Genomic DNA, 19728 nt, shown 5'->3' with positions numbered 1-19728 from the left:
GAAAACGTTTTATTCGCTTTTTTGTTCCTGACCATTGAATACAAGTTTGTATGCGGAAGTTTCTTCGTTGATCCAACTCTGGTTGAATTTGACTCTTCTTACCTTCCAACCTTTTTCAGTCATCAACTTGCGAAGTTCCTTGTCCTTGAATATGATCTCCGAGAACACGATCTCTTCCCCATCTGCGATGGCTTGTAATTTGGCTGCAAAGTTTACTGTGTTCCCGAAGTAGTCTATATTACTGTTCAGGTTTACTGCGAGACAAGGCCCTGTATGCAAGCTGATCCGGATCCGGATCGGCGTCTCCGGATTTGTATCTGAAAAAAATTCTTGAAGCTTAACTGAGGCTTCTACAGCAGCAACAGGAGAAGGGAAGGCAGCCATCACCGCGTCTCCGATCGTTTTCACTACCGCTCCTTGGAATTCTCTGACTACTTTATATACTTCTACAAAGTGAAATCTCACTTCGGAGAATGCGCCGGAGTCTCCCTTATGATAATAGAATTTTGTAGAACCTACTATATCCGTAAAGAGTATGGTTTGGATCCCTATATCCAATTGCAGATCCGTAGAAAGAGCCTCTTGCGAGAAAAGATCCCGGAAATCCTGAAAATTGAATAAGTCGGAAGGACGAAGGCAATCCTGATCTTCTCTTCTTTCTTCGATGATGAATGTACGTGGAGCCGCAGTCTCGTTTTCTAGAAAGATATTCGGTTCTGTATTTGTCTCTACTTGTTCGGGCAATCCGTTCGGTTTCCATAAGAGCGGGCTGTTTTGGATTTCGTCTTTGATCTCGAGTAAGGAATAGTTTTTGTCTCCGTTCACTCTCAATCGGTAGACACCGTTCCTGAGAAGCAATTTCGACTGATAGGATTCTCCGGGAGAAAGGGATTTCTGGAATCGAATATGGTTCTTGGTCGCAGGTTCGGCTGCACAGAACATTCTCTTTTGCACTTCTCGAATGGAAGGATGAACATGAAATGTGATCTCTATCGAATTCAATTGGTTGGATTCGAATTGGATCTCACATACTTCGCAGGTATCTCTTGTAGGAAGATCTCCTAAATGCTGTGCCTCCGTCCTGACTCCTCTGCAATGAGGGCACACCACATCCCAACTCATGGTGAATAATCCGAGCCTGCATCCATGTAGGAAGATCAGGAGAAGATCTTTCTCCGAGATATTCCAAGCCTTGGAGATGGCTTTGACCCGGATCCGGTACAGATCCGACTCGTCCGCATCGAGAACGTAATTTAAGACCTTATCTACTAGTTCTCTCGGTTGTCCTTCTCGGATATAACCGACTCGGATTTGCTGCATTCTCGCGGGAAAAACCGGTTCTTTATTCAATTTGGTTTCTTTGATAAAACCGAGTGCGCTTGGTCCGAGCCAACTTAGGTTCTTGGTTTTTTCTAGATCCGCTACGACAGCTTTCAAAGCTTTCTCGTAGGATTTCTCCATCTGCTTCATTCCTATCTTAAGAATGGTTTTGCCGATCCATCCTTTCGGGATCCAACCGAAATAGACGAATAGCCTGGTCCTATTTTCCTCTAAAGGAAATAGTAGATAACGAGTGCGAACGTAGTATGCGAATCCTTTCGAATACATCCTGGCATTATTCAGTTGTTTACAGTATTCCCATTCCCAGGGAACTTCTTCCCATTCCATTGGGATCCCCGCGTTTCGGGAAGTTCCAAAGAGTCTACCGTTGATCTCTTTGAACTTCATCTCCGGGATGCCTATCCGTTTATTGAAGGAAGAAGTATCTATCAGCCAAGGCCAGAGTTCCTCGGGAGAAGCGTCCAGATCAAAAGACCAAATGCTATCGATCGGTTCTCCTAACTGGGTCCATTTTTCTTCCCAAGGAAAACGATCCAAATATGTGTTCAGATCCAAAGTATTCGGATCGATTTCATTTGTATCTTCGAGAGACTCGAATTCTAACATTGCTTTCTCCGGGAGAGGTTTGGAAGAAGGCGAAAAAAATTCCTTCTACTCTTAGATTATCTTTTCGGAAGTTTTGCAAAAAGAAAAGTGGAATTAGCAAATGAGCAAGAATTTCATTTTTTCAAGGTTCGGTAGAAAATACGAGAACCAGACAGGGATCGGACAATTGATGGAGGACTTAGGAGATCTAAGACCGGATGTGTCCATGCTCGGCGGAGGAAGCCCTGCATTGATCCCAGAAGTAGAGGAAGTATGGAGAGAAATACTTTCTAAATTTACATCTTCCGGTTCTTGGGACTCCTTATTAGGGAAGTATGAGACACCTTCCGGTAAGGAAGAAACACTCGAAGCGTTGGCCTCTCTCTTAAGTTCCGAAACTGGGACCAGGATCTCCAAGGATCAGATTGCAATTACCAACGGCTCTCAAAGCGCGTTCTACTTATTATTGAATTTTTTCTCCGGCCATTTTGAGGATGGAAGTTTCCGTAAGATCTTTCTTCCTGTTCTTCCGGAATACATAGGTTATCTGGATCAGCCGATCTATTCGGATTCGTTTGCATATTCTCTAGGTCAGTCCAAGGCAACTGGCGCAGATACGTTTCGTTATGAGTTGGATCCTTCTTCTTTGGAGAATTGGGACGATGAAAAAAATCCCTTGGGCTGCGTTGCCTTGTCTAGGCCAACCAATCCTACAGGAAGAGTTGCGGACTCGAATGAGTTGGAGAAGATACTCGGCTTCTCCCGTAAGAGAAACATTCCCTTCTTCTTGGATAACGCGTACGGATATCCGTTCCCGGGGATTATCTTTTCGGATCAAGGTTTGTTCCATAAAGAGGGAATGATCCAAGGCTTCAGTCTTTCCAAGATAGGACTTCCCGGAGTCCGTACCGGTTTTGTTTTAGGAGATCCCGAGATCGTAAGTGCATTAAATAAAGCGAATGCAGTTTTGAATCTTGCCAGTGGGAATTTAGGTCAATTCATAGCCTTGGAATTCATTCGATCGGGAGAATGGTTGAGGTTGAGTAGAGACATAGTCAAACCATTCTATGAGAAAAAGAGAGAACTTGCCGTTTCTTGTATTAGAAAAGAATGGAAAGGTAAGATACGATATTCCCTCCACGAGAGCGAAGGCGCCTTCTTTCTTTGGGCGAAATTCTCGGGGCTTTCCAAAAGTATTTCCGAATTGTATCCGATCTTAAAAGAGAACGGAGTGATTATCGTTCCCGGCAAGTATTTCTATCCGAGCCCTGCCTCCAAAGAACCCTTCGCAGAAGAATGCGTTCGGATCAGCTTTGCGAGGGAAGATAGAGAGATACAGGAAGGAATTCATAAAATAGGGCGGATCCTAAGTTCGTTTTCAGAGTAAATCTTGGAGTTTCAGATCCGAAATCCACGTATTTGTTCCTATAGCAAGGGATTAGTTCGGAATAAAATAGTTTCATTCTCTCTTTCCGTCGGGGATTCTGGTCGGAAGGAAACAAATAGAAATTTTCCTAGATTGGATTGTTATCCAAATACGGTGTAAATATGGAGACCTTGGAGCAAGACATATCCTTCGAGGAGTTAGCTTCCAGTCAAACCAAGGCTCCTGACCTGGACGCCTTGGCGCCCGATTATATCTTCTTAAATGACGGCGCTGTCGGACTCTCCGCAACGGCTCGTTGCATCCTGGACGAACTCAGAGATTGGCATAAGAAAACCGAAAAGCACGGTTCGAAAAGCGTTCACCCTTCTTATCTTCTTACTTTAGATAAACTTGGAGAGTTGCTCGGAAAGTATCGCAACTTGAGCGAGCAGGCAAAATCTCCTCCTTCTGTGGACATGGCGCTTCGCCAACTTTTGGATACGGAAAAGCGGGGAAGAAACAAATCCATGCTCATGTATCCGTTCCTAGTCCGGAACGGGAACAAGGTGCTCGCTAAGATCGCGTTAGCTTCTCCTCAGAAGGAAGCGAAGACTGATGTTACTCCGTATCGAAAGGCTTGCTTTAGCTTTTCGGAAGAAACAATCGATCTTATCTTAAACAATCGAGCCAAGAAGCCTCGCGTTCTGGAGGAAGATCGTCCCGGAGCTATGCTTCTTCATAAGAATAAGGCGGGGCAGATCTGGTTGTATCCTAAATTGGCCTCCTTGCAATCCGAAATGGCAAGTCTTCTGAAAAGAGGATTCCTGCCTTATAATTATATTCCGATGAATGACTTCCTCTGGGACTTTGTGAATTACGCAAAGAACAGAGGAGCAGTTATAGAGATCCTTTCGGATTATCATCTGATCCTGGATGATCTACAATTGAATCCGGACGGAACCTATGTGAATCAGCCGGAGGTCATCGCTCACTACCGCGCACAGAGTGATGCGTTAGAGGTGTTTGCATTAAATTATCTGAAACAACTTTCGGAACGAGCAGGTTATACTCTTTTCAGAGCTCGTATCCAGGACTTCGAGACCCTGCATGGAAATGCGGAACCAGGCAAGAAGCAAAACAGCGAGAAGGTAGAAGCATTGATCCAACTCGTGCAGGATTTTCCTTTCGATAAAGAAAAGGACGATTTGGGAAAAAGAGTCGCAGAGACCTGCATGCAATCTGTCGCGATCATTCGTAAACTCATCCAAGAGAAATCTCTCTTAGAAGAAAGAAAGGTCGAGGGTGCCTTCAAGAGTTTAAAGAACAGGCTCCATAGCCAGATCAAAGAGAACTCCCAGAACAATCTCACTCTCTATCGTTTCAGTCCGGAAAAGAGATTGGATGCGATCGGGATCTCGGATCCTGAATTGGTTTCCAAATATACGCAAGAGATCGTCTCCGATCTTAAGACCAAGTTCGGTATCAAAGAGATCAAAAAAGAAGAAGGCGGAACGGAGATCTATGCGGTCGATCCGGGCTATATGGCCGCGGTGCTTCACAAACTGACTGCCGATGCAAAAGTAAATCCAATGGTAGAAAAGGATCTCGCTATTGCCAAAGAGATCAATTCTACTTTGACCAGTTCTAAGAACCCTGCATTGAATTCCATGCTCAAGCCGGATTATGTTGTGAAACTGCAGCAAGACGCAATGCTCATGGAAAGAGAAGTGGAGGATCGCCAGAAAAGTGAGGCTCTCGCCAAGAAATTCAATCTTTCTATGGGGCTTCTCGGGTTCGTTGGGACCATGCTATTCTTCCTGATTGCGAGCGTGCATTTCAATGCTGCGGGGGTCATTTTAGTAGGCCTTCCTGTCTCCTTAGTCATCGGCGGATTGCTTGCGGTATTCTTCCGAGATAGAGAGAAATCGGACATTATGGGCCTTGGAGGAAAATCTTCTTCCGGTGGCGGAGGGTTCAGAGCGGATTATTCGGGTATCTCTACTGTCAGTGACTATTATATCAGTGGGGATGACGACGACGCGGACGAGCATTTCGGAAAAGGAGAAAGTCCGAAAGAGAAAAAGGTAAGTCTCATCGCCAAGGGTGCAGAGAGATTCGTATTCCCGAACCGATTTACTAAGATCCAAGATAAGATCCATGATTCCAAATCCATGAGAAAGAAGATCTGGGAAAATATAGAAAATATCCGACAATCGGTGGCTCATTTAAGAACCGAGTCCGACGACGATAAGGTAGCCTCTACCGTTGAATATGCTCTTTTGCAAAACGCAGCTACTATTGCAATTCCTGATGATATCGTTCCGGTCGGGATGCCAAGTTCGATCATCCTAAGTCATTCCGATCTAAAGGCTCCTTTGATCCGAGATCAGATCTCAGAATTCCTCCGCAACGAAGCACAAAAGAAGAAGTACGACAAGAAACTGGTAAAATATTATACTTTCTTAATTAATACGATAGAAGTAGAATACTATAAGTACCTTCCTAGTCGTAAAAAGAAATAAAGAGCCCGACTCATGCCAGAGCTTCCGGATCTAGTTATTATACGGGAAAGACTTATCCAAGAACTTCCCGGAGAGATCATTCAGGCGATTGAGATCATTGATCCTATCGTCGTCCGAAATCTTACCGGTGGTCAGTCTGAAAATTCTTTCTTAAACCTACCGTTCGTAGGCCTGGAACGGAACGGCCCCTTCTTAAATTTCCAATTCGGTCCTAAGAATATAGTCATTCATCCTATGTTGGCCGGTCGATTCTCCTTGGACCCAAAATACAAGAAGAAGGATCTCTGTGTTCGCATCCGCTTTCAAAACAAGGTGCTGAACTACGCGGACGATGTTCGAATGGGTAAGGTATACTTTACTGAACCTGAATATTATGCTCAGATCCCCAAATACAGCGACCAGGGGATAGACCTTCTTTCGGAGGAGTTTACTGAAGAGGAATTTCTGAGCAGATTGAATAAGAGTCGGCAACAGACCCGCGCCTTCTTGATGGACCAAACCAAATTAAGTGCGCTTGGAAACGCCTATGCGGACGAAGTCCTGTTCGATGCCAAGATCCATCCCAAGACTCCTTGTTACAAACTCCAAGAAGAAGAGAAGAGGCAACTCTATAAGAGTATTAAGACCGTTTTAGCAGATTCCATAGATTATATCCGAAAGAAGCAAGCTCCTTTGGACGTAAAGGTGAGGGACCACGTTAAGGTCCGAAATCGTAAAAACGAGCCCTGCCCAAGATGCGGCACCACGATCCGTAGGGCGAATGTGTTGGGCCACGATTCCTTCTTCTGTCCTAATTGCCAAAGAATGGCCGGAGAACAATTTATCGATTGGAACAAAACCTACTAAATAGGTTTGACAAGAGAAGGTCCAATCACAAACTGTCCAAAGATTCTCGGTGATTATAGAGAGAGGGTCACACCCGTTCCCATCCCGAACACGGAAGTTAAGCCTCTCATCGCTGATGGTACTGCATGGTTCGCTGTGTGGGAGAGTAGGACGTTGCCGGGTTGCCATTATTGATTCCATTATACAATATCGCGTAAAGTCCGTTCAAGAAACGGATTGACCCTTGGCTCTTCGGGAAAAAATGTAAACCCGAAGGACTAATTATCGGGTCCTACACTGCAATCTTAGAGATACACAGGGAACTATATGAGAAGAACATACCAACCCAGCCGGATTAAACGTGCCCGTACCCACGGATTCCGCGCCAGAATGGCGACCCCCGGCGGAAGAAAAACTCTCGCCCGCAGAAGAGCCAAAGGCCGTTACAAGCTAACCGTTTCTGACGAAAGAACTGGTAAGAAATTCTAACGAACCTATATCGAAGAGACGCTTACATCCAAGAAGGATATTAGGGAGCTATTCGCTTCCGGAAAAAGGGCAACCAATCCTCCGTTAACGATCATCTACCGGGCAAATGCCTTAGAAAAAAACAGGTTTTTATACTGTCCGGAACGATCGGTCGGAAAGGCCGTTCGAAGAAATCGAATACGGAGAAGATTAAGGGCCGCCGTTACCGAAACAGCAGGTTCTTTTCCAAAAGGCTTCGACATCGCGATACTAGCGAAACCGAGCCTGTTCGATAAAGATCATTCCCAACTTCTGGCTTGTTTGAGTCTGCTGGCTCAAAAAATAAAATGAATCAACTGGCCATCTTATTGATCCGATTCTACAAACGTTGGATCTCACCTATTCTTCCGCCTTCCTGCAGATTCACTCCTAGTTGTTCCGAATACGCAGTTCAGGCCTTCCAAGAATACGATTTTTTCACCGCATCTTTTTTAAGCGCAAAGAGAATTCTCAGATGCAATCCTCTCTTTGCGGCAGGCGACGACCCCTTACCCCCTAACCCTAAAAGGAAATAGGAAATGGAAGACAGACAAAATAGACTCTTTTTTGCTTTAGTACTCACAATGGGAATCTGGTTCCTCGGGAACTACTTTCTGAATCCCGATGGCGGAAAGCAAAAACAACCCAATAAACCCGCACCGGTAACGGAGAACAAAGAGACTTCTAAGGAAACCACTCCAGAACAGAAGACTCAGAACCAGACTCCGATCACCGCAGTCGATTCCAAAGACATCAAAACATTTACCTTCAGTACAGATTCTCATATAGTAATTCTTTCCAGCTTGGGCGGAAGGATCCAAAAATTCTATATTAAGAATCACAAAGATATCGAAGGCGGCGAGATCAATATCGCAAGAGCCGATTTCGAGGAAATTGATGTAGATGGCCAGAAAGTAAAGGCAATCGAACTCTCACGCGGAAAGGGTTTCGACTATAACTTCTCCCATAGAAAAGAAGAAGTAGCCGACTCGGAATGGAATAAGATCAACTTCAAAGCGGAAGAAGATAAGGGAAATAGGACCGTTACCTTCTACGCAACTAAAGACGGAGTTTTATTAAAGAAAGTATTTCGTTTCTTTCCTACAGAGAACTATTTTAAATCAGAGATCACCGTTACGAATCTCGGAAAAGATAAACTCTATTTCGGAGATCGTACAAAGCCCGCTTATTTGAGGACTTTCGGAAGCTTAGGTCCGATGCCTCAGGGAAGAGAGCCGAACGCTCAGGAATTATCCAAATTCTTCCGTGTGTATAGAATAGACGGAAGCGAGAAGGATCTACCGGACGGAGGAGATGCTTGGGGATTCTGGGAAGGAATTCGTAATTTCTTTTTCGGAGCTCCGAACGGGAACGAGAATTTCAAAGAGGTTTGGTCTTCCGGAGAAGGTGTGGACTTTGCCGGAGCTGGAAGCCGTTACTTCTTAGCAGTCGTAGATACTCTCAATCATCCTGCAGAAGGCGCCCTCTTCGACAATAGAAAGAAAAACGAGACAGGAACAATATTAGCGTATTCTAATATATCTCTCGAGCCTGGAAAGGACGAAACTCTGGAATTCGCAAATTATGTGGGGATCAGAGAATGGGACGGAATGCTTTTCCGCGACCCGAAATTGGATCCTTTCAAAAATCCTAAATCCGCATTTGCAGGCCTAAGTTCTGATCTGAACAAGTCCTTTAACCAAGGGATTTTCACACCGATCCGAAACGGGATCGTATGGTTCTTGAAGCAATCCTATAAATATACCATTCCAAGTTACGGTTTCGGTATCCTTCTATTCGCTCTTCTCTTTAAATTGGTGTTCTATCCTTTGAACCAAAAGCAAGCAGAAGCGATGAAGAAGATGAGCGCTCTTTCTCCTGAACTGAAGAAGATCAACGAGAAGTATGCGAACGATCCGGCTAAAAAGCAAGAGAAGATGTTAGAGCTTTACAAGAAGCATAACATGAATCCTCTCTCTCAGTTGGGTGGATGTCTTCCTATGCTGATCCAATTGCCGATCTTCTTTGCATTGTATGTTGCGTTTGCGGATACGATCGATCTTTGGAAGTCGCCTTTCCTTTGGATCACGGATCTAAGCGAACCTGATTTTATTTGGACATCTCCTGCGATCCCTTTCCTTTCTGCGACTGGGATTTCCTTGAACCTCTTAGTATTATTAATGGTAGGAACCCAATTCCTTTCCATGAAGTTGACTTCCGTTCAGACAGATCCAAATCAAAAAATGATGATGTATATTATGCCGGTAATGATGGTATTCTTCCTTTGGAACATGCCTTCCGGACTGACTCTATATTGGACAGTGACTAACGTCCTTTCTATAGCTCAACAATGGGTGACCAATATTCGTAAGAAAGACGAAGCGCCCGTAAAAGCCTGAATTCATATATCGAGGATACGATATGGAAAACTATATATTCGAAGCCGAAGGCAAAACAAAAGCCGAAGCTGAAGAGATAACACTAGAGACTTTGAGATTGGAACCCGGAGACGTACGGTTTGAGACCGTTGAATCCGGTAAGTCCGGATTTTTGGGTCTAACACAGAAAAAACCGGCCGTAGTACGTGCCTTCGTTTCCAACTTTGATCTTCCTGCAGAGAAGATCATTCACGGAGTTGTCCTGACCCTTCTTCGCAAGATGGGTGTGGAAGCTGAAGTGGTGGGAATGGGCGACGTAGACGGTAAGATCTATATCGAACTCACGAGCCGCGAGTCCGGATTGATCATTGGTAAACGCGGAGCCACCCTGGATGCGCTTCAGTTCTTGGTAAACCTGATGGTGGATTCCAAGATCCGTCACGGACGCAAGATCGTTTTGGACACCGAGTCCTACAGAGATAAAAGAGAATTATCCCTGATCCGATTGAGCAAGTCCGTGGCTTCTTCTGTTGCTAAATCAGGAAAGTCCAAACTGCTTGAGCCAATGAATCCTTTCGAAAGACGGATCGTTCACATGGCATTGCAAGAGAATGAGAAAGTCTTCACTAGATCAGAAGGGAACGGAACGTACAAAAAAGTGCGTATCATTCCGATGAAGGACAAACACAAGTACAAGGATGTCGTTGAGAAGAGCCCGAACGGGGATCTTCTTGAGGAAGTGAACGACTACTGAATCGATTGTGGCTGATACAATAGCTGCTATTTCTACCGCTTCCGGAGCGGGTGCCATCGGTATTCTGAGAGTATCCGGTCCGGAAGCATTACAGATCGCTTATAAACATTTATCTTTCTATGGCGATCCCCCTTCTTTATCTTCCATCCAACCGAGATATGCTTATACCTGTCGTTTTATAGATGGGGAAAAGAAGTTAGACCAAGTAGTATTTCTATATTTCGCAGGCCCCAATTCCTTTACCGGAGAAAATCTCTGCGAGATCCATACTCATGGAAATCCTATCCTGCTCAGAGAAGCATTAGAATGTCTCTTTCAATCGGGAGCGAGACCTGCGAAGCAGGGAGAGTTTACTAAAAGAGCCTTCTTGAACGCAAAGCTAGATCTAAACGAGGCGGAGGCGATCGGCAGGATCATTGGTGCAAGATCCAGGTTCGAATTGGAACTGGCTCAGAAGAATGCGTTCGGAGAAATTTCTCGCCTTACTTCCAATCTAAGAAGTCAATTGATCTCCTTAAAAGCGGAATGCGAAGCGGAGATAGACTTCTCTACCGAAGATCTTACTTTCGAATCGTTCGAACAAAGAAAGGGCCGTATCCGATCCATCGTAGAGATTTGCAATAACCTTCTGCGCAAGTCCAGCGCTGCTGAAACCCTATTGGAGAGAAGCAGAGTCGTTCTCTATGGAGAGCCGAATACAGGCAAGTCCAGTCTCATGAATTTGATCCTCGGGAAAGACCGATCTATTATCTCCGAGATCCCGGGAACAACCAGGGATTATATCAGCGAAGAATTCTTACTTTCGGGAGTTCCCATTCGGCTCATCGATACGGCAGGCGTTCGAGAGACTGGGGATCGGATCGAAAAAATGGGGATCGAGAGAAGCGAGAAGGAATTCTCCCAAGCAGACGTGAGAGTTCTCGTCTTAGATGTTTCTCAAGAAACAGATTGGGCGAAATTTGCGGAAGAAAATAGATCCAAACTGGAAGGCGCGATCATTGCTGCGAACAAAAGCGATATCCGTCATGCAAGCTGGAACCAAAATCTCATTGATCGCAAGAATTATCCCGGCACGATTGTGGTCGAAATTTCTTGCAAGGCCAAGACTGGACTAGATGTTTTGATCCAAAAAATCTCCGAAAAACTCCAAGGATTGGAGAGCTCGGAAGATTATGTCCTTTTGGAAGAAAGGAATCGGTTCCATTTTACCACAATTGTGAGAAGTTTAGAGAACTGTCTTTCTCTCATGAGCGACGGAGCTCCCGCAGAGATCTATATCAAAGAAATTGATTCTGCGTTGGAGGAGATCGGTGAAGTGAACGGACGCGTTGACACCGAAGAAATCCTGGGGAGAATCTTCAGCAAATTCTGCGTGGGGAAATAATGTTTTCGTTCTTTCCCCGAGCGAAAAGATTGGTTTTATTCCTATGAGAGAAAAATCCCTCGAATATCATTCCCTGCATCCAAAGGGTAAAATACAAGTTGTTCCTACAAAACCTACTCGGGATTCCTTCGACCTTTCCCTGGCATACTCGCCTGGAGTCGCTTACCCTTGTCTGGAAATCAAAGAAAATCCGGACCTAGTGTATGAGTACACGAACAAAGGAAACTTAGTCGGCATTATCACGAATGGAACTGCGATCTTGGGATTGGGGGATATAGGTCCTGCTGCCGGAAAACCTGTGATGGAAGGTAAGGCGGTACTATTCAAAAAGTTCGCAGGCATAGACGTTTTCGATATCGAAGTGGATGCGAAGGATCCCGACGATTTCATCAAGGCAGTCCAAATGCTCGAGCCTACTTTCGGTGGGATCAATCTAGAGGACATCAAGGCTCCTGAAAGTTTTTATATAGAAGAAGAACTCATTAAAAGAATGAATATCCCGGTCTTTCATGATGACCAGCATGGGACAGCAATCATCACTGTTGCAGGTTTATTAAATGCGTTCGAGATCAATGGAAAACGTCCTAGTGAAGTAAAAATGGTGATCTGTGGAGCGGGTGCAGCCGGTATCGCGATCGCCGAATTAGTGCAGCATATCGGGATCCGAAAAGAGCAGATCTTCTTAGTGGATACGAAAGGAGTGATCCATTCCGAAAGAACCGATCTGAATTCTACCAAACAGAAATATGTTCAAAATACGAAGGCCCGTACTCTGGCCGACGCGATGCACGATGCTGATATCTTCGTCGGAGTGTCCGTCGCCAATATGGTGACTGAAGACATGGTGAAGTCTATGGCCTTGAATCCGGTCATCTTTGCCTTAGCAAATCCGGATCCTGAGATCCCGTACGCAGTTGCTAAAAAAGTCCGACCTGATATTATTATGGGAACCGGTAGAAGCGATATGCCGAACCAGGTGAATAATGTCTTGGGCTTTCCTTTTATTTTCAGAGGAGCCTTGGATGTAAGAGCCAAGCATATCACTTTGGAAATGAAATTGGCCGCAGCTAGAGCTTTGGCGGAGCTGGCAAGATTGGATGTTCCAGAAGCGGTAAGTCTCGCTTATGGCGGAGAAAAGTTCGTGTTCGGTTCAGATTATCTGATCCCCAAGCCTTTCGATCAAAGGGTATTGTATCATGTAGCGCCTGCTGTTGCGGAAGCGGCAGTCCAAAGCGGGACCGCAAGAAGACCCTACCCAGGAAGAGAAAAATACGTTTCTTTCCTCGAAGGTTTGATGAGAGCTTGACCCCGACGCGAAGTGAACCGTAGCAAATAAACGTCTAATCTTCTTAGATCGCGCTCAAGAATGCGATGATTCGTTTCCGAAAATAAAATACTAGGACACGCAAATCGCTAGTCAAATTACGACCGGAGCAAGAGGGAAGCGCACATGCCCGAAACGGAAAGCAATTCACCCCAGGCTCTGAATCCTGTTCCGGAAGAAGGCATCGTTCCCTTAGACAGAACGGACCTAATTCCCGAAGAAGAACTCCGAAATCTACTTCTCCAAACCAATCCGAAAGCCATGCGCGATCTGGATATGATCGAGAAGGGAGTGGAGAATTTCTTCTTATTCAATTATTCTCCTTTTGCGCTCGCTAAGTACGAGCAGCTTCAATTCCTAAAACCTGCGGATCTGAAATATTTCGAGGACAAGAACGGATTCGTTCTTTACCAATATCTTTTTCTGTCAGAAGAAACTCGCGAGTTAGGTCTCGCGAACGTCGCCATCCGTCCTGCTTCTCGTAGAGCAGATCAGATCCAAAAGATCAAGTCAGCCTGCTTGGCCCAGAGCGCGGCCGCATTCCTACAATATATCGCAAGAAGGGATTTGAATCTAGCAGAGAGAAGATCTGCCGGTGAGCTAAGGGATTGGGTCCTTCGTCAATATTTGAACACGGATGAAAAAGGAAATCCTGTGGATTTCCAAGATTCCAAAAACCTTCCCATATCTATGAGGAATGTAAAGACTCTATCGGTTGAGTCCTTTTTACAGAGAAATTTCAAACTGAGGGACGATATCCTTGCTTCCTTAATTTCTCTTTTGGGCAAAAAACCGAACGAGATCATTCAGTTCCTAAGCCAGATCAAGGCGGATCCGGAGGCGTTACTCGTCATTGAAAAGAGAGGTTCTCGTTCTCCTTTGCTTCGCTTACACCTGGAATTTCATGTCATCCAACCTTCTCTAGAAGAGCTCGTGGGCGATACCCTGGATGTGAAGAAGGAGACTGCAACTGACGAGACTGAAATAGAGATCATCTATGAGGTTTTTATAAATTTAGGAAGAAGGATCCTAACCTCTCTTCTTCCTGGAGAACAGTCCGGTTGGATCCAACCTTCCGGGACTCACCAAGGTGCGCAATTCATCCAAGAATTGAAGAAGCACCCTGCGTTTACTTCCGGCAAGACCTGGGAAGGTTCGGATGTCTTCTTGCAAGCGTTCGAAGTTCTTTCTCAATCTATGGATTCTCTTTCTAGTTTGAGAAAGGAATCCTTAGTCAATCTCGCATTCAGCGATATCGTAGTGAGAGTTCGCGAATCTAAAGAGCCTTTTTCAGTGGATCTATCTTCTATCAAGTTGAAGGATTCTTCCATTAAGAAGTCAGGCCTGAGTAAGGCTGAAGTCCTGGATCAAGTACTGGAAAGATTTAAGACCAGGAATGATATTCTTACCAGAGAAAAGGCCACCGGAAATTCTCCTGGGATAGTTGCATTGGCGATCGAGAATGTGGTTTCTTCTTTCTTAGCGAATAAGGAGCGAAGGACTTCGATCCACACATTGATCCGAAAGAACGGACAGGCAAAAGGAATTTACGCTTTTCTAAAGGATGTGGTAGAAGGAGTAGACTCGGAGATCGCCATCGACGAGCAGATCCGTCTCTCCAAGGCGATTACCGATTGGGAGAAGGAAAACGAAAAGCAAAGGCTTAAGGCCATCCAAGACTCTAAGTCTTTCTTAGTAAAATTGCTAGAATGGATTCTGAGCTTATTCGGGGTCAGCATTTCTTCTCCTTTGAAAAAGGATCTGGAACCTGCGGACGAATACCAATCTGCCAAACAGAGTAAAAAGGCCTCCTCTCCGAAATCTGCTGAGCCAGCTCCTGAGAAAGAGGCTCCTAAGCAGAAGAAATCCTTGGGAGTGCTTATGGGCCCTAAGGAAAAATCCACTCTCATCCCGGCCAAGGTACAGAAGTCCATCGATTATGTGGACCGGAAGAATAATGGGATCATCTGGCTGGATGAAGTCGTAGCGGCCATTGCCTCGCCGGAATTCGGAAAAGACAAAGTAGCCGACCTAATGTACTATGACCAGAAGCGGAGATATATCGAGATTCGTTCTATGAATTCGATCCGACATGTATTCATTCGGAAAGAGTTAGAATCCGATTCCGCGTGGTTGGACTCCACTTTGGAATATTTGGAGAACGTCACTGCAAAGAAACCCGAGTTTGCTGCTTTGGCGGACACACTTCGTAAATTCCGAGACGAGTAATTCTTTCGTATAGAATTACGGATCTGTAAACCTTTTCCAATTCGGAAATCCAACCCTTTTAATCCAGCAACTATTGAACGGAGGATTCATGAAAACTAGGATCGAAACCGATTCCATGGGAGAAATCGAAGTAGATGATTCCAAATATTGGGGAGCGCAAACCGAAAGATCCCTGCATCACTTTCATATAGGGAACGATCGTTTTCCTCGAGAGATGATCCGAGCTCTGGGAGTCTTAAAGAAGTCTGCGGCAATCGTTAACGCCCAGCTTGGACTTTTAACGGATGAGAAAAAGAACCTGATCGTGCAGGCCGCAGACGAGGTCATCTCCGGCAAACTGGACGAGCATTTTCCGTTAAGCGTTTGGCAAACCGGTTCCGGAACCCAAACAAACATGAATGCAAACGAAGTCATTTCCAATCGTGCCATCGAGATTGCAGGCGGGACCAAGGGCTCCAAGAAGCCAATCCATCCGAACGACGATGTGAACAAGGCTCAATCTTCTAACGATACGTTTCCTACTGCTATGCATATTGCAGCGGCGGAACAGTTGGTGAAAAAACTTCTGCCAGCCTTGGAACAACTGAAGGATACTCTCAAAAAGAAATCTTCCGAATTCCAGAATATCATCAAGATAGGACGCACTCACTTGCAGGACGCGACACCTTTGACTCTTGGCCAGGAATTTTCCGGATATGTAAAACAACTAGAATACAATATTGAGAGAGTAAAAGCAGTTCTACCTGCAGTTTACAGATTGGCATTGGGCGGGACAGCGGTAGGAACCGGATTGAATACTCATCCTGAATTTGCAGTAAAGGCTGCGGCCCAGATCGCAAAAGAGACAGGACTTCCTTTTATTTCCGCAGAGAATAAATTCGAAGCCCTGGCTGCTCATGATTCCTTGGTGGAAACTCATGGAGTGCTAAAGACGATTGCCGCTTCTTTCATGAAGATCGCAAACGACGTGAGATGGCTTTCTTCCGGACCAAGATGCGGTATAGGCGAGATCTCCATTCCGGAGAATGAGCCAGGTTCTTCGATCATGCCGGGAAAAGTGAATCCTACCCAGTCCGAGCAGATGACCATGGTAGCTTCTCAAGTAATTGCGAACGATGTCGCGGTGAATATAGGTGGCGCATCCGGAAACTTCGAGCTGAACGTTTTCAAACCTCTTATCATTCACAACGTCTTGAATTCGATCCGACTTCTTGCGGACTCGGCGGTTTCTTTCGAAGAGCATTGCGCTAGAGGAATTGAGCCGAACAAGGATAAGATCAACGAACACTTGAAAAACAGTTTGATGTTGGTTACCGCTTTGAACCCTCATATCGGTTACGATAACGCTGCTAAGATCGCTAAGAACGCTCATAAGAAGGGCACTAGCTTGAAAGAGTCCGGTATCGAACTCGGGATCCTAACTAGCGAGCAATTCGACCAATGGGTCCTTCCGGAGAAGATGATCTCTCCGAGTGTGGACTAAGATCCGGAGTTGATCCAACAAATGAAGATGCTCGTTGCCGAAAGGCTCCGGGCATAAAAAAAGGGCGGTGATCAAACCGCCCTTTTTTGTAATTCGGACCGAGATCCGTTTAGAGAATTACTTACCTTGTTCTACGAATTTGAAGGTAACTCTGCGGTTCTTAGGATCTTTTGCATCCAAACCAGAAACCGGAGAAGAAGAACCTGCGCTCTTAACTACGATACGATTTGCAGGAATTCCTTGTTTTACAAGAGCTTGCTTCACTGCTTTCGCACGAATGTCTCCGTAGTAAACGTTTCCTTTTTTATCGCCTTCTGCTTGCTCAGGACCGACTTGGTCAGTATGTCCGGTGATTTCCAGAGCCCATGCATCAGGAAGTTTTGAAATTCCGTCTTTGATCACAGCGATATTTGCTTTTGACCACTCGCTGAAATCTCCCGCACTAACATCAGCTTTTTTGTAGCTGAATCCAGGACGAGTGATTCCATCAGGATAACGGAAGTCTTTGATTTGATTATTAATAACGTCTGCAGGTGAGTCAACGTTGACGTTACGAGATGCCGCAGCATTTTGATCAGAACCAGGCTCGGGAGCGGCTTGCTCTTTATTTTCTCCGGAAGAGCAGAGAGCGATGGAAAAAACCGTTGCACCGACGAGCAGGATATTAAGAATTTTTTTTACCATTTGTTTCCTTCCTTGATTAAGGTTGGGGTTTATTCGATGAATTTATCCAAGATATACTGATTCTCGGAAAATGGGAAATCTTTTTTAAAGATCCGCACCGAATGAGTCCACATATACCCTCTGGTATTTCTTAGGAAAACTATTATGAACCTCGAACTCCATGCCGAAGCTAACGCCGGATCCGAAGGATCTCGGATTGATAAATTTCTGAAAGATTTTCTGGGAGATGAGATATCTAGAGCGTCTATCCAGCATTGGATCGATTCCGGATGGGTCAAAGACGGCTCCGGAAAGATTATTTTAAAGCCTTCTTATAAAGTTAGTCCGGGAGAAGAGTTCCAGATCTCTGTTCCTCCTAAGCCTCCCCTGAATCTCACTCCGGTAAAAATGGATCTAGAGGTGCTGAAAGAAACTCCTCAGTATTTAATTATCCGAAAACCTCCAGGGATCGCTTCTCATAGCGGCCCAGGAGACAGATCTACAACCCTGATCAACGGCCTCTTATACAAGTTTAAAGAACTCTCCTCGATCGGGGGAGAAGATAGGCCCGGGATTGTCCATCGTTTGGATAAACCTACAGAAGGGTTGATGATCGTGGCAAAGAACGATACTGCCCACGCAAAGTTATCCGAGCTTTTTAGAAGAAGGAATATTACTAAGAAATATCTGGCTTGGGTCCAAGGAAGTCTACCGGAAGGAGAGGGCACGATCGATAAGCCGATCGGAAGACATCCCGTAGAAAGACTGAAGATGACAGTTACTACCAAGGGAAGGCCATCGATCACTCACTACCAAGTGCTGCAAACCGCGGTTTCTAAGAACGGCAGAAAATTCTCCCTTGTAGAGGCAGACTTGGAAACCGGAAGGACTCACCAGATCAGAGTGCATTTGCAAAGCCTTAGGAGTCCGGTTGTTGGCGATCTATTGTATTCCAGGAACGCGCATTTGTTTGAGAACTACGGACTTCTTCTTCTTTCCTATTGGCTCGAATTTAAGGATCCTTTTAGTGGGGAAGAAGTGCAAATCGTCCTGCCCATCCCGGAACGGTTTAAGAATTTTGAAAATAATCTGGAGAACTTCTGATCAAAGCCAAATGAGTATGGAAGAAGAAAAAATCGAGAGGATCAAAGAAGGTTTCTGGCCCAAGGTAAAGAAGGTCGCAGGGAAGGTGCCTTTCTTGCCGGATGCGATCGCCTTGTATTATGCCATGCTGGACCCGGATACTCCTCTAAAAGCAAAGCTGACCATTGCAGGAGCCCTCGCTTACTTTTTAACTCCATTTGATGCTATTCCGGACATATTCTTTGGAGCGGGATATATAGACGATGCGGGAGTGGTCGCTGCAGTCTTGACCGCTGCTTCTATCTATGTAAAAGAAGAACATAAAAAGAAGGCGAAAGATTTCTTGAATTCAGGACAGATCGATTGCAAGGAAACACCAGACAAATAGCATCCTTCTTTTTAGGATTACTTACTTTACCTTTAGGTGACTCGCCCAAGAATGAGCTTCAAAGAATATATTTCAGATGAGCTACGAAAACGAAATCCGTCTCAGGTACCAGCATTTCCTAAACTTCTCCCCTAAGATTATGGAATTCTTAAAGAATACCCATGAAAGAGAAGATCTGCAAATCTCTCATAAGGGTACTATCGAATCCGATCTGGTTACGATTGCAGATAAAGGCTCCGAAGAATTGATCGTCTCCGAGATCAGAAAGGCCTTTCCTCAAGATCATATTCTGGGAGAAGAAGGATCGTCTTACGAGGGAAGTTCTCAGTTTAAATGGATCATAGATCCTTTAGATGGAACCGTAAATTATTCTCATAGACTTCCTCTCTATTGTTGCTGTATCGGGCTCGAAGATCTAGAAACGAAATCTGCAGTTATGGGCATTGTTCCTATGCCCGCTATCGGAGAAGTCTATCACGCAACTCTGGGCGGTGGTGCGTTTAAGGACAAGACTCCTATCCATGTTTCCGAGACCAAGGAGATGCGAAAGGCACTTCTTTGCACCGGCTTTCCGTATGATAGAGAAGAGAAGATAGACAGGCTCATGTTCAATCTAAAGAATTTTATCCTCAGATCCAGAGGAGTAAGAAGAACAGGTTCGGCAGGACTGGATATTTGCTGGGTGGCAGAAGGAAAATTCGACGCCTTTTGGGAAGAAGATCTGAAGCCTTGGGATATGACTGCAGCGGCTGCCATTCTGCAAGAAGCAGGAGGAAAGCTGAGCACCTTCGCGAATAATACATTTCATCCTTATATCACAAACGTAATCGCTTCGAACGGACTCCTGCACGAAAGAATGGTGGAGATCTTGGGCGATTTCTTAAGCTTTTAACAGC

At 45.1% G+C, this 19728-nt stretch carries 17 protein-coding genes and 1 rRNA gene; 16 read left to right on the top strand and 2 right to left on the bottom strand.

Annotated features, from left to right (window positions below; genetic code table 11):
• Window positions 1–9: 9 nt before the first annotated feature.
• Window positions 10–1947 carry an adenylate/guanylate cyclase domain-containing protein gene (locus EHO57_RS06785; protein ID WP_135644123.1) on the bottom strand — a complete coding sequence of 646 codons (1938 nt, stop codon included), beginning with the start codon at window positions 1945–1947 and terminating at the stop codon, window positions 10–12.
• A 100-nt stretch (window positions 1948–2047) separates the two neighbouring features.
• Between EHO57_RS06785 and EHO57_RS06780 the strand changes: the two genes are divergently transcribed.
• The 13 genes from EHO57_RS06780 (at window position 2048) to fumC (ending at window position 16698) form a co-directional block, all read left to right on the top strand.
• Window positions 2048–3313 (top strand): pyridoxal phosphate-dependent aminotransferase, encoded by a 1266-nt coding sequence (locus tag EHO57_RS06780; protein ID WP_135644121.1) that lies wholly within the window; start codon window positions 2048–2050, stop codon window positions 3311–3313.
• Window positions 3314–3474: 161 nt separating this feature from the next.
• Window positions 3475–5814, top strand: a complete 2340-nt coding sequence (locus EHO57_RS06775; protein ID WP_135645406.1) for a hypothetical protein — start codon at window positions 3475–3477, stop codon at window positions 5812–5814.
• Between the two features lie 12 nt (window positions 5815–5826).
• Window positions 5827–6660, top strand: coding sequence for a DNA-formamidopyrimidine glycosylase family protein (locus EHO57_RS06770; RefSeq protein WP_135644118.1), 834 nt, complete (start codon window positions 5827–5829; stop codon window positions 6658–6660).
• Between the two features lie 45 nt (window positions 6661–6705).
• Window positions 6706–6822: ribosomal RNA gene (gene rrf / locus EHO57_RS06765) — 5S ribosomal RNA — on the top strand.
• Window positions 6823–6966: 144 nt separating this feature from the next.
• On the top strand, window positions 6967–7128 hold the full coding sequence (rpmH, locus tag EHO57_RS06760) for a 50S ribosomal protein L34 (RefSeq protein WP_135584431.1): 162 nt from the start codon (window positions 6967–6969) through the stop codon (window positions 7126–7128).
• A 9-nt stretch (window positions 7129–7137) separates the two neighbouring features.
• The gene (gene rnpA, locus EHO57_RS06755; protein WP_135645404.1) at window positions 7138–7458 is read left to right on the top strand and encodes a ribonuclease P protein component; all 321 of its coding nucleotides are present in this window, start codon (window positions 7138–7140) and stop codon (window positions 7456–7458) included.
• Complete coding sequence (gene yidD / locus EHO57_RS06750; RefSeq protein WP_135644115.1) at window positions 7455–7682, top strand: membrane protein insertion efficiency factor YidD; 228 nt, start codon at window positions 7455–7457, stop codon at window positions 7680–7682. The genes rnpA and yidD overlap by 4 nt, the downstream gene beginning before the upstream one ends.
• Before the next feature lie 3 nt (window positions 7683–7685).
• Window positions 7686–9545 (top strand): membrane protein insertase YidC, encoded by a 1860-nt coding sequence (gene yidC / locus EHO57_RS06745; protein ID WP_135644112.1) that lies wholly within the window; start codon window positions 7686–7688, stop codon window positions 9543–9545.
• Between the two features lie 22 nt (window positions 9546–9567).
• On the top strand, window positions 9568–10278 hold the full coding sequence (gene jag, locus EHO57_RS06740; RefSeq protein WP_135644110.1) for an RNA-binding cell elongation regulator Jag/EloR: 711 nt from the start codon (window positions 9568–9570) through the stop codon (window positions 10276–10278).
• Between the two features lie 7 nt (window positions 10279–10285).
• The gene (gene mnmE, locus EHO57_RS06735; RefSeq protein WP_135644107.1) at window positions 10286–11662 is read left to right on the top strand and encodes a tRNA uridine-5-carboxymethylaminomethyl(34) synthesis GTPase MnmE; all 1377 of its coding nucleotides are present in this window, start codon (window positions 10286–10288) and stop codon (window positions 11660–11662) included.
• A 43-nt stretch (window positions 11663–11705) separates the two neighbouring features.
• Window positions 11706–12968, top strand: a complete 1263-nt coding sequence (locus EHO57_RS06730) for a malic enzyme-like NAD(P)-binding protein (RefSeq protein WP_135644103.1) — start codon at window positions 11706–11708, stop codon at window positions 12966–12968.
• A 144-nt stretch (window positions 12969–13112) separates the two neighbouring features.
• Window positions 13113–15215 carry a hypothetical protein gene (locus EHO57_RS06725; RefSeq protein ID WP_135644100.1) on the top strand — a complete coding sequence of 701 codons (2103 nt, stop codon included), beginning with the start codon at window positions 13113–13115 and terminating at the stop codon, window positions 15213–15215.
• Window positions 15216–15303: 88 nt separating this feature from the next.
• Window positions 15304–16698, top strand: a complete 1395-nt coding sequence (gene fumC, locus EHO57_RS06720) for a class II fumarate hydratase (protein WP_135644096.1) — start codon at window positions 15304–15306, stop codon at window positions 16696–16698.
• A 117-nt stretch (window positions 16699–16815) separates the two neighbouring features.
• Here fumC and loa22 read toward each other — a convergent pair whose 3' ends face one another.
• Window positions 16816–17382: an OmpA family outer membrane lipoprotein Loa22 gene (gene loa22 / locus EHO57_RS06715; protein WP_135644093.1), complete on the bottom strand. Its 567-nt coding sequence runs from the start codon at window positions 17380–17382 to the stop codon at window positions 16816–16818.
• Between the two features lie 144 nt (window positions 17383–17526).
• Between loa22 and EHO57_RS06710 the strand changes: the two genes are divergently transcribed.
• The 3 genes from EHO57_RS06710 (at window position 17527) to EHO57_RS06700 (ending at window position 19724) form a co-directional block, all read left to right on the top strand.
• Complete coding sequence (locus tag EHO57_RS06710) at window positions 17527–18465, top strand: RluA family pseudouridine synthase (RefSeq protein WP_135644090.1); 939 nt, start codon at window positions 17527–17529, stop codon at window positions 18463–18465.
• 16 nt (window positions 18466–18481) lie between these two features.
• The gene (locus tag EHO57_RS06705) at window positions 18482–18832 is read left to right on the top strand and encodes a YkvA family protein (RefSeq protein ID WP_135644087.1); all 351 of its coding nucleotides are present in this window, start codon (window positions 18482–18484) and stop codon (window positions 18830–18832) included.
• A gap of 76 nt (window positions 18833–18908) precedes the next feature.
• The gene (locus EHO57_RS06700) at window positions 18909–19724 is read left to right on the top strand and encodes an inositol monophosphatase family protein (protein WP_135644084.1); all 816 of its coding nucleotides are present in this window, start codon (window positions 18909–18911) and stop codon (window positions 19722–19724) included.
• The last annotated feature ends 4 nt before the right edge of the window (window positions 19725–19728 follow it).

Origin of the sequence: Leptospira langatensis, from assembly GCF_004770615.1 — a bacterium.
Lineage (GTDB): Bacteria > Spirochaetota > Leptospiria > Leptospirales > Leptospiraceae > Leptospira_B > Leptospira_B langatensis.
The sequence above is the reverse complement of the archived record's forward strand: the minus strand, read 5'-3'. Positions and strand labels throughout refer to the sequence as shown.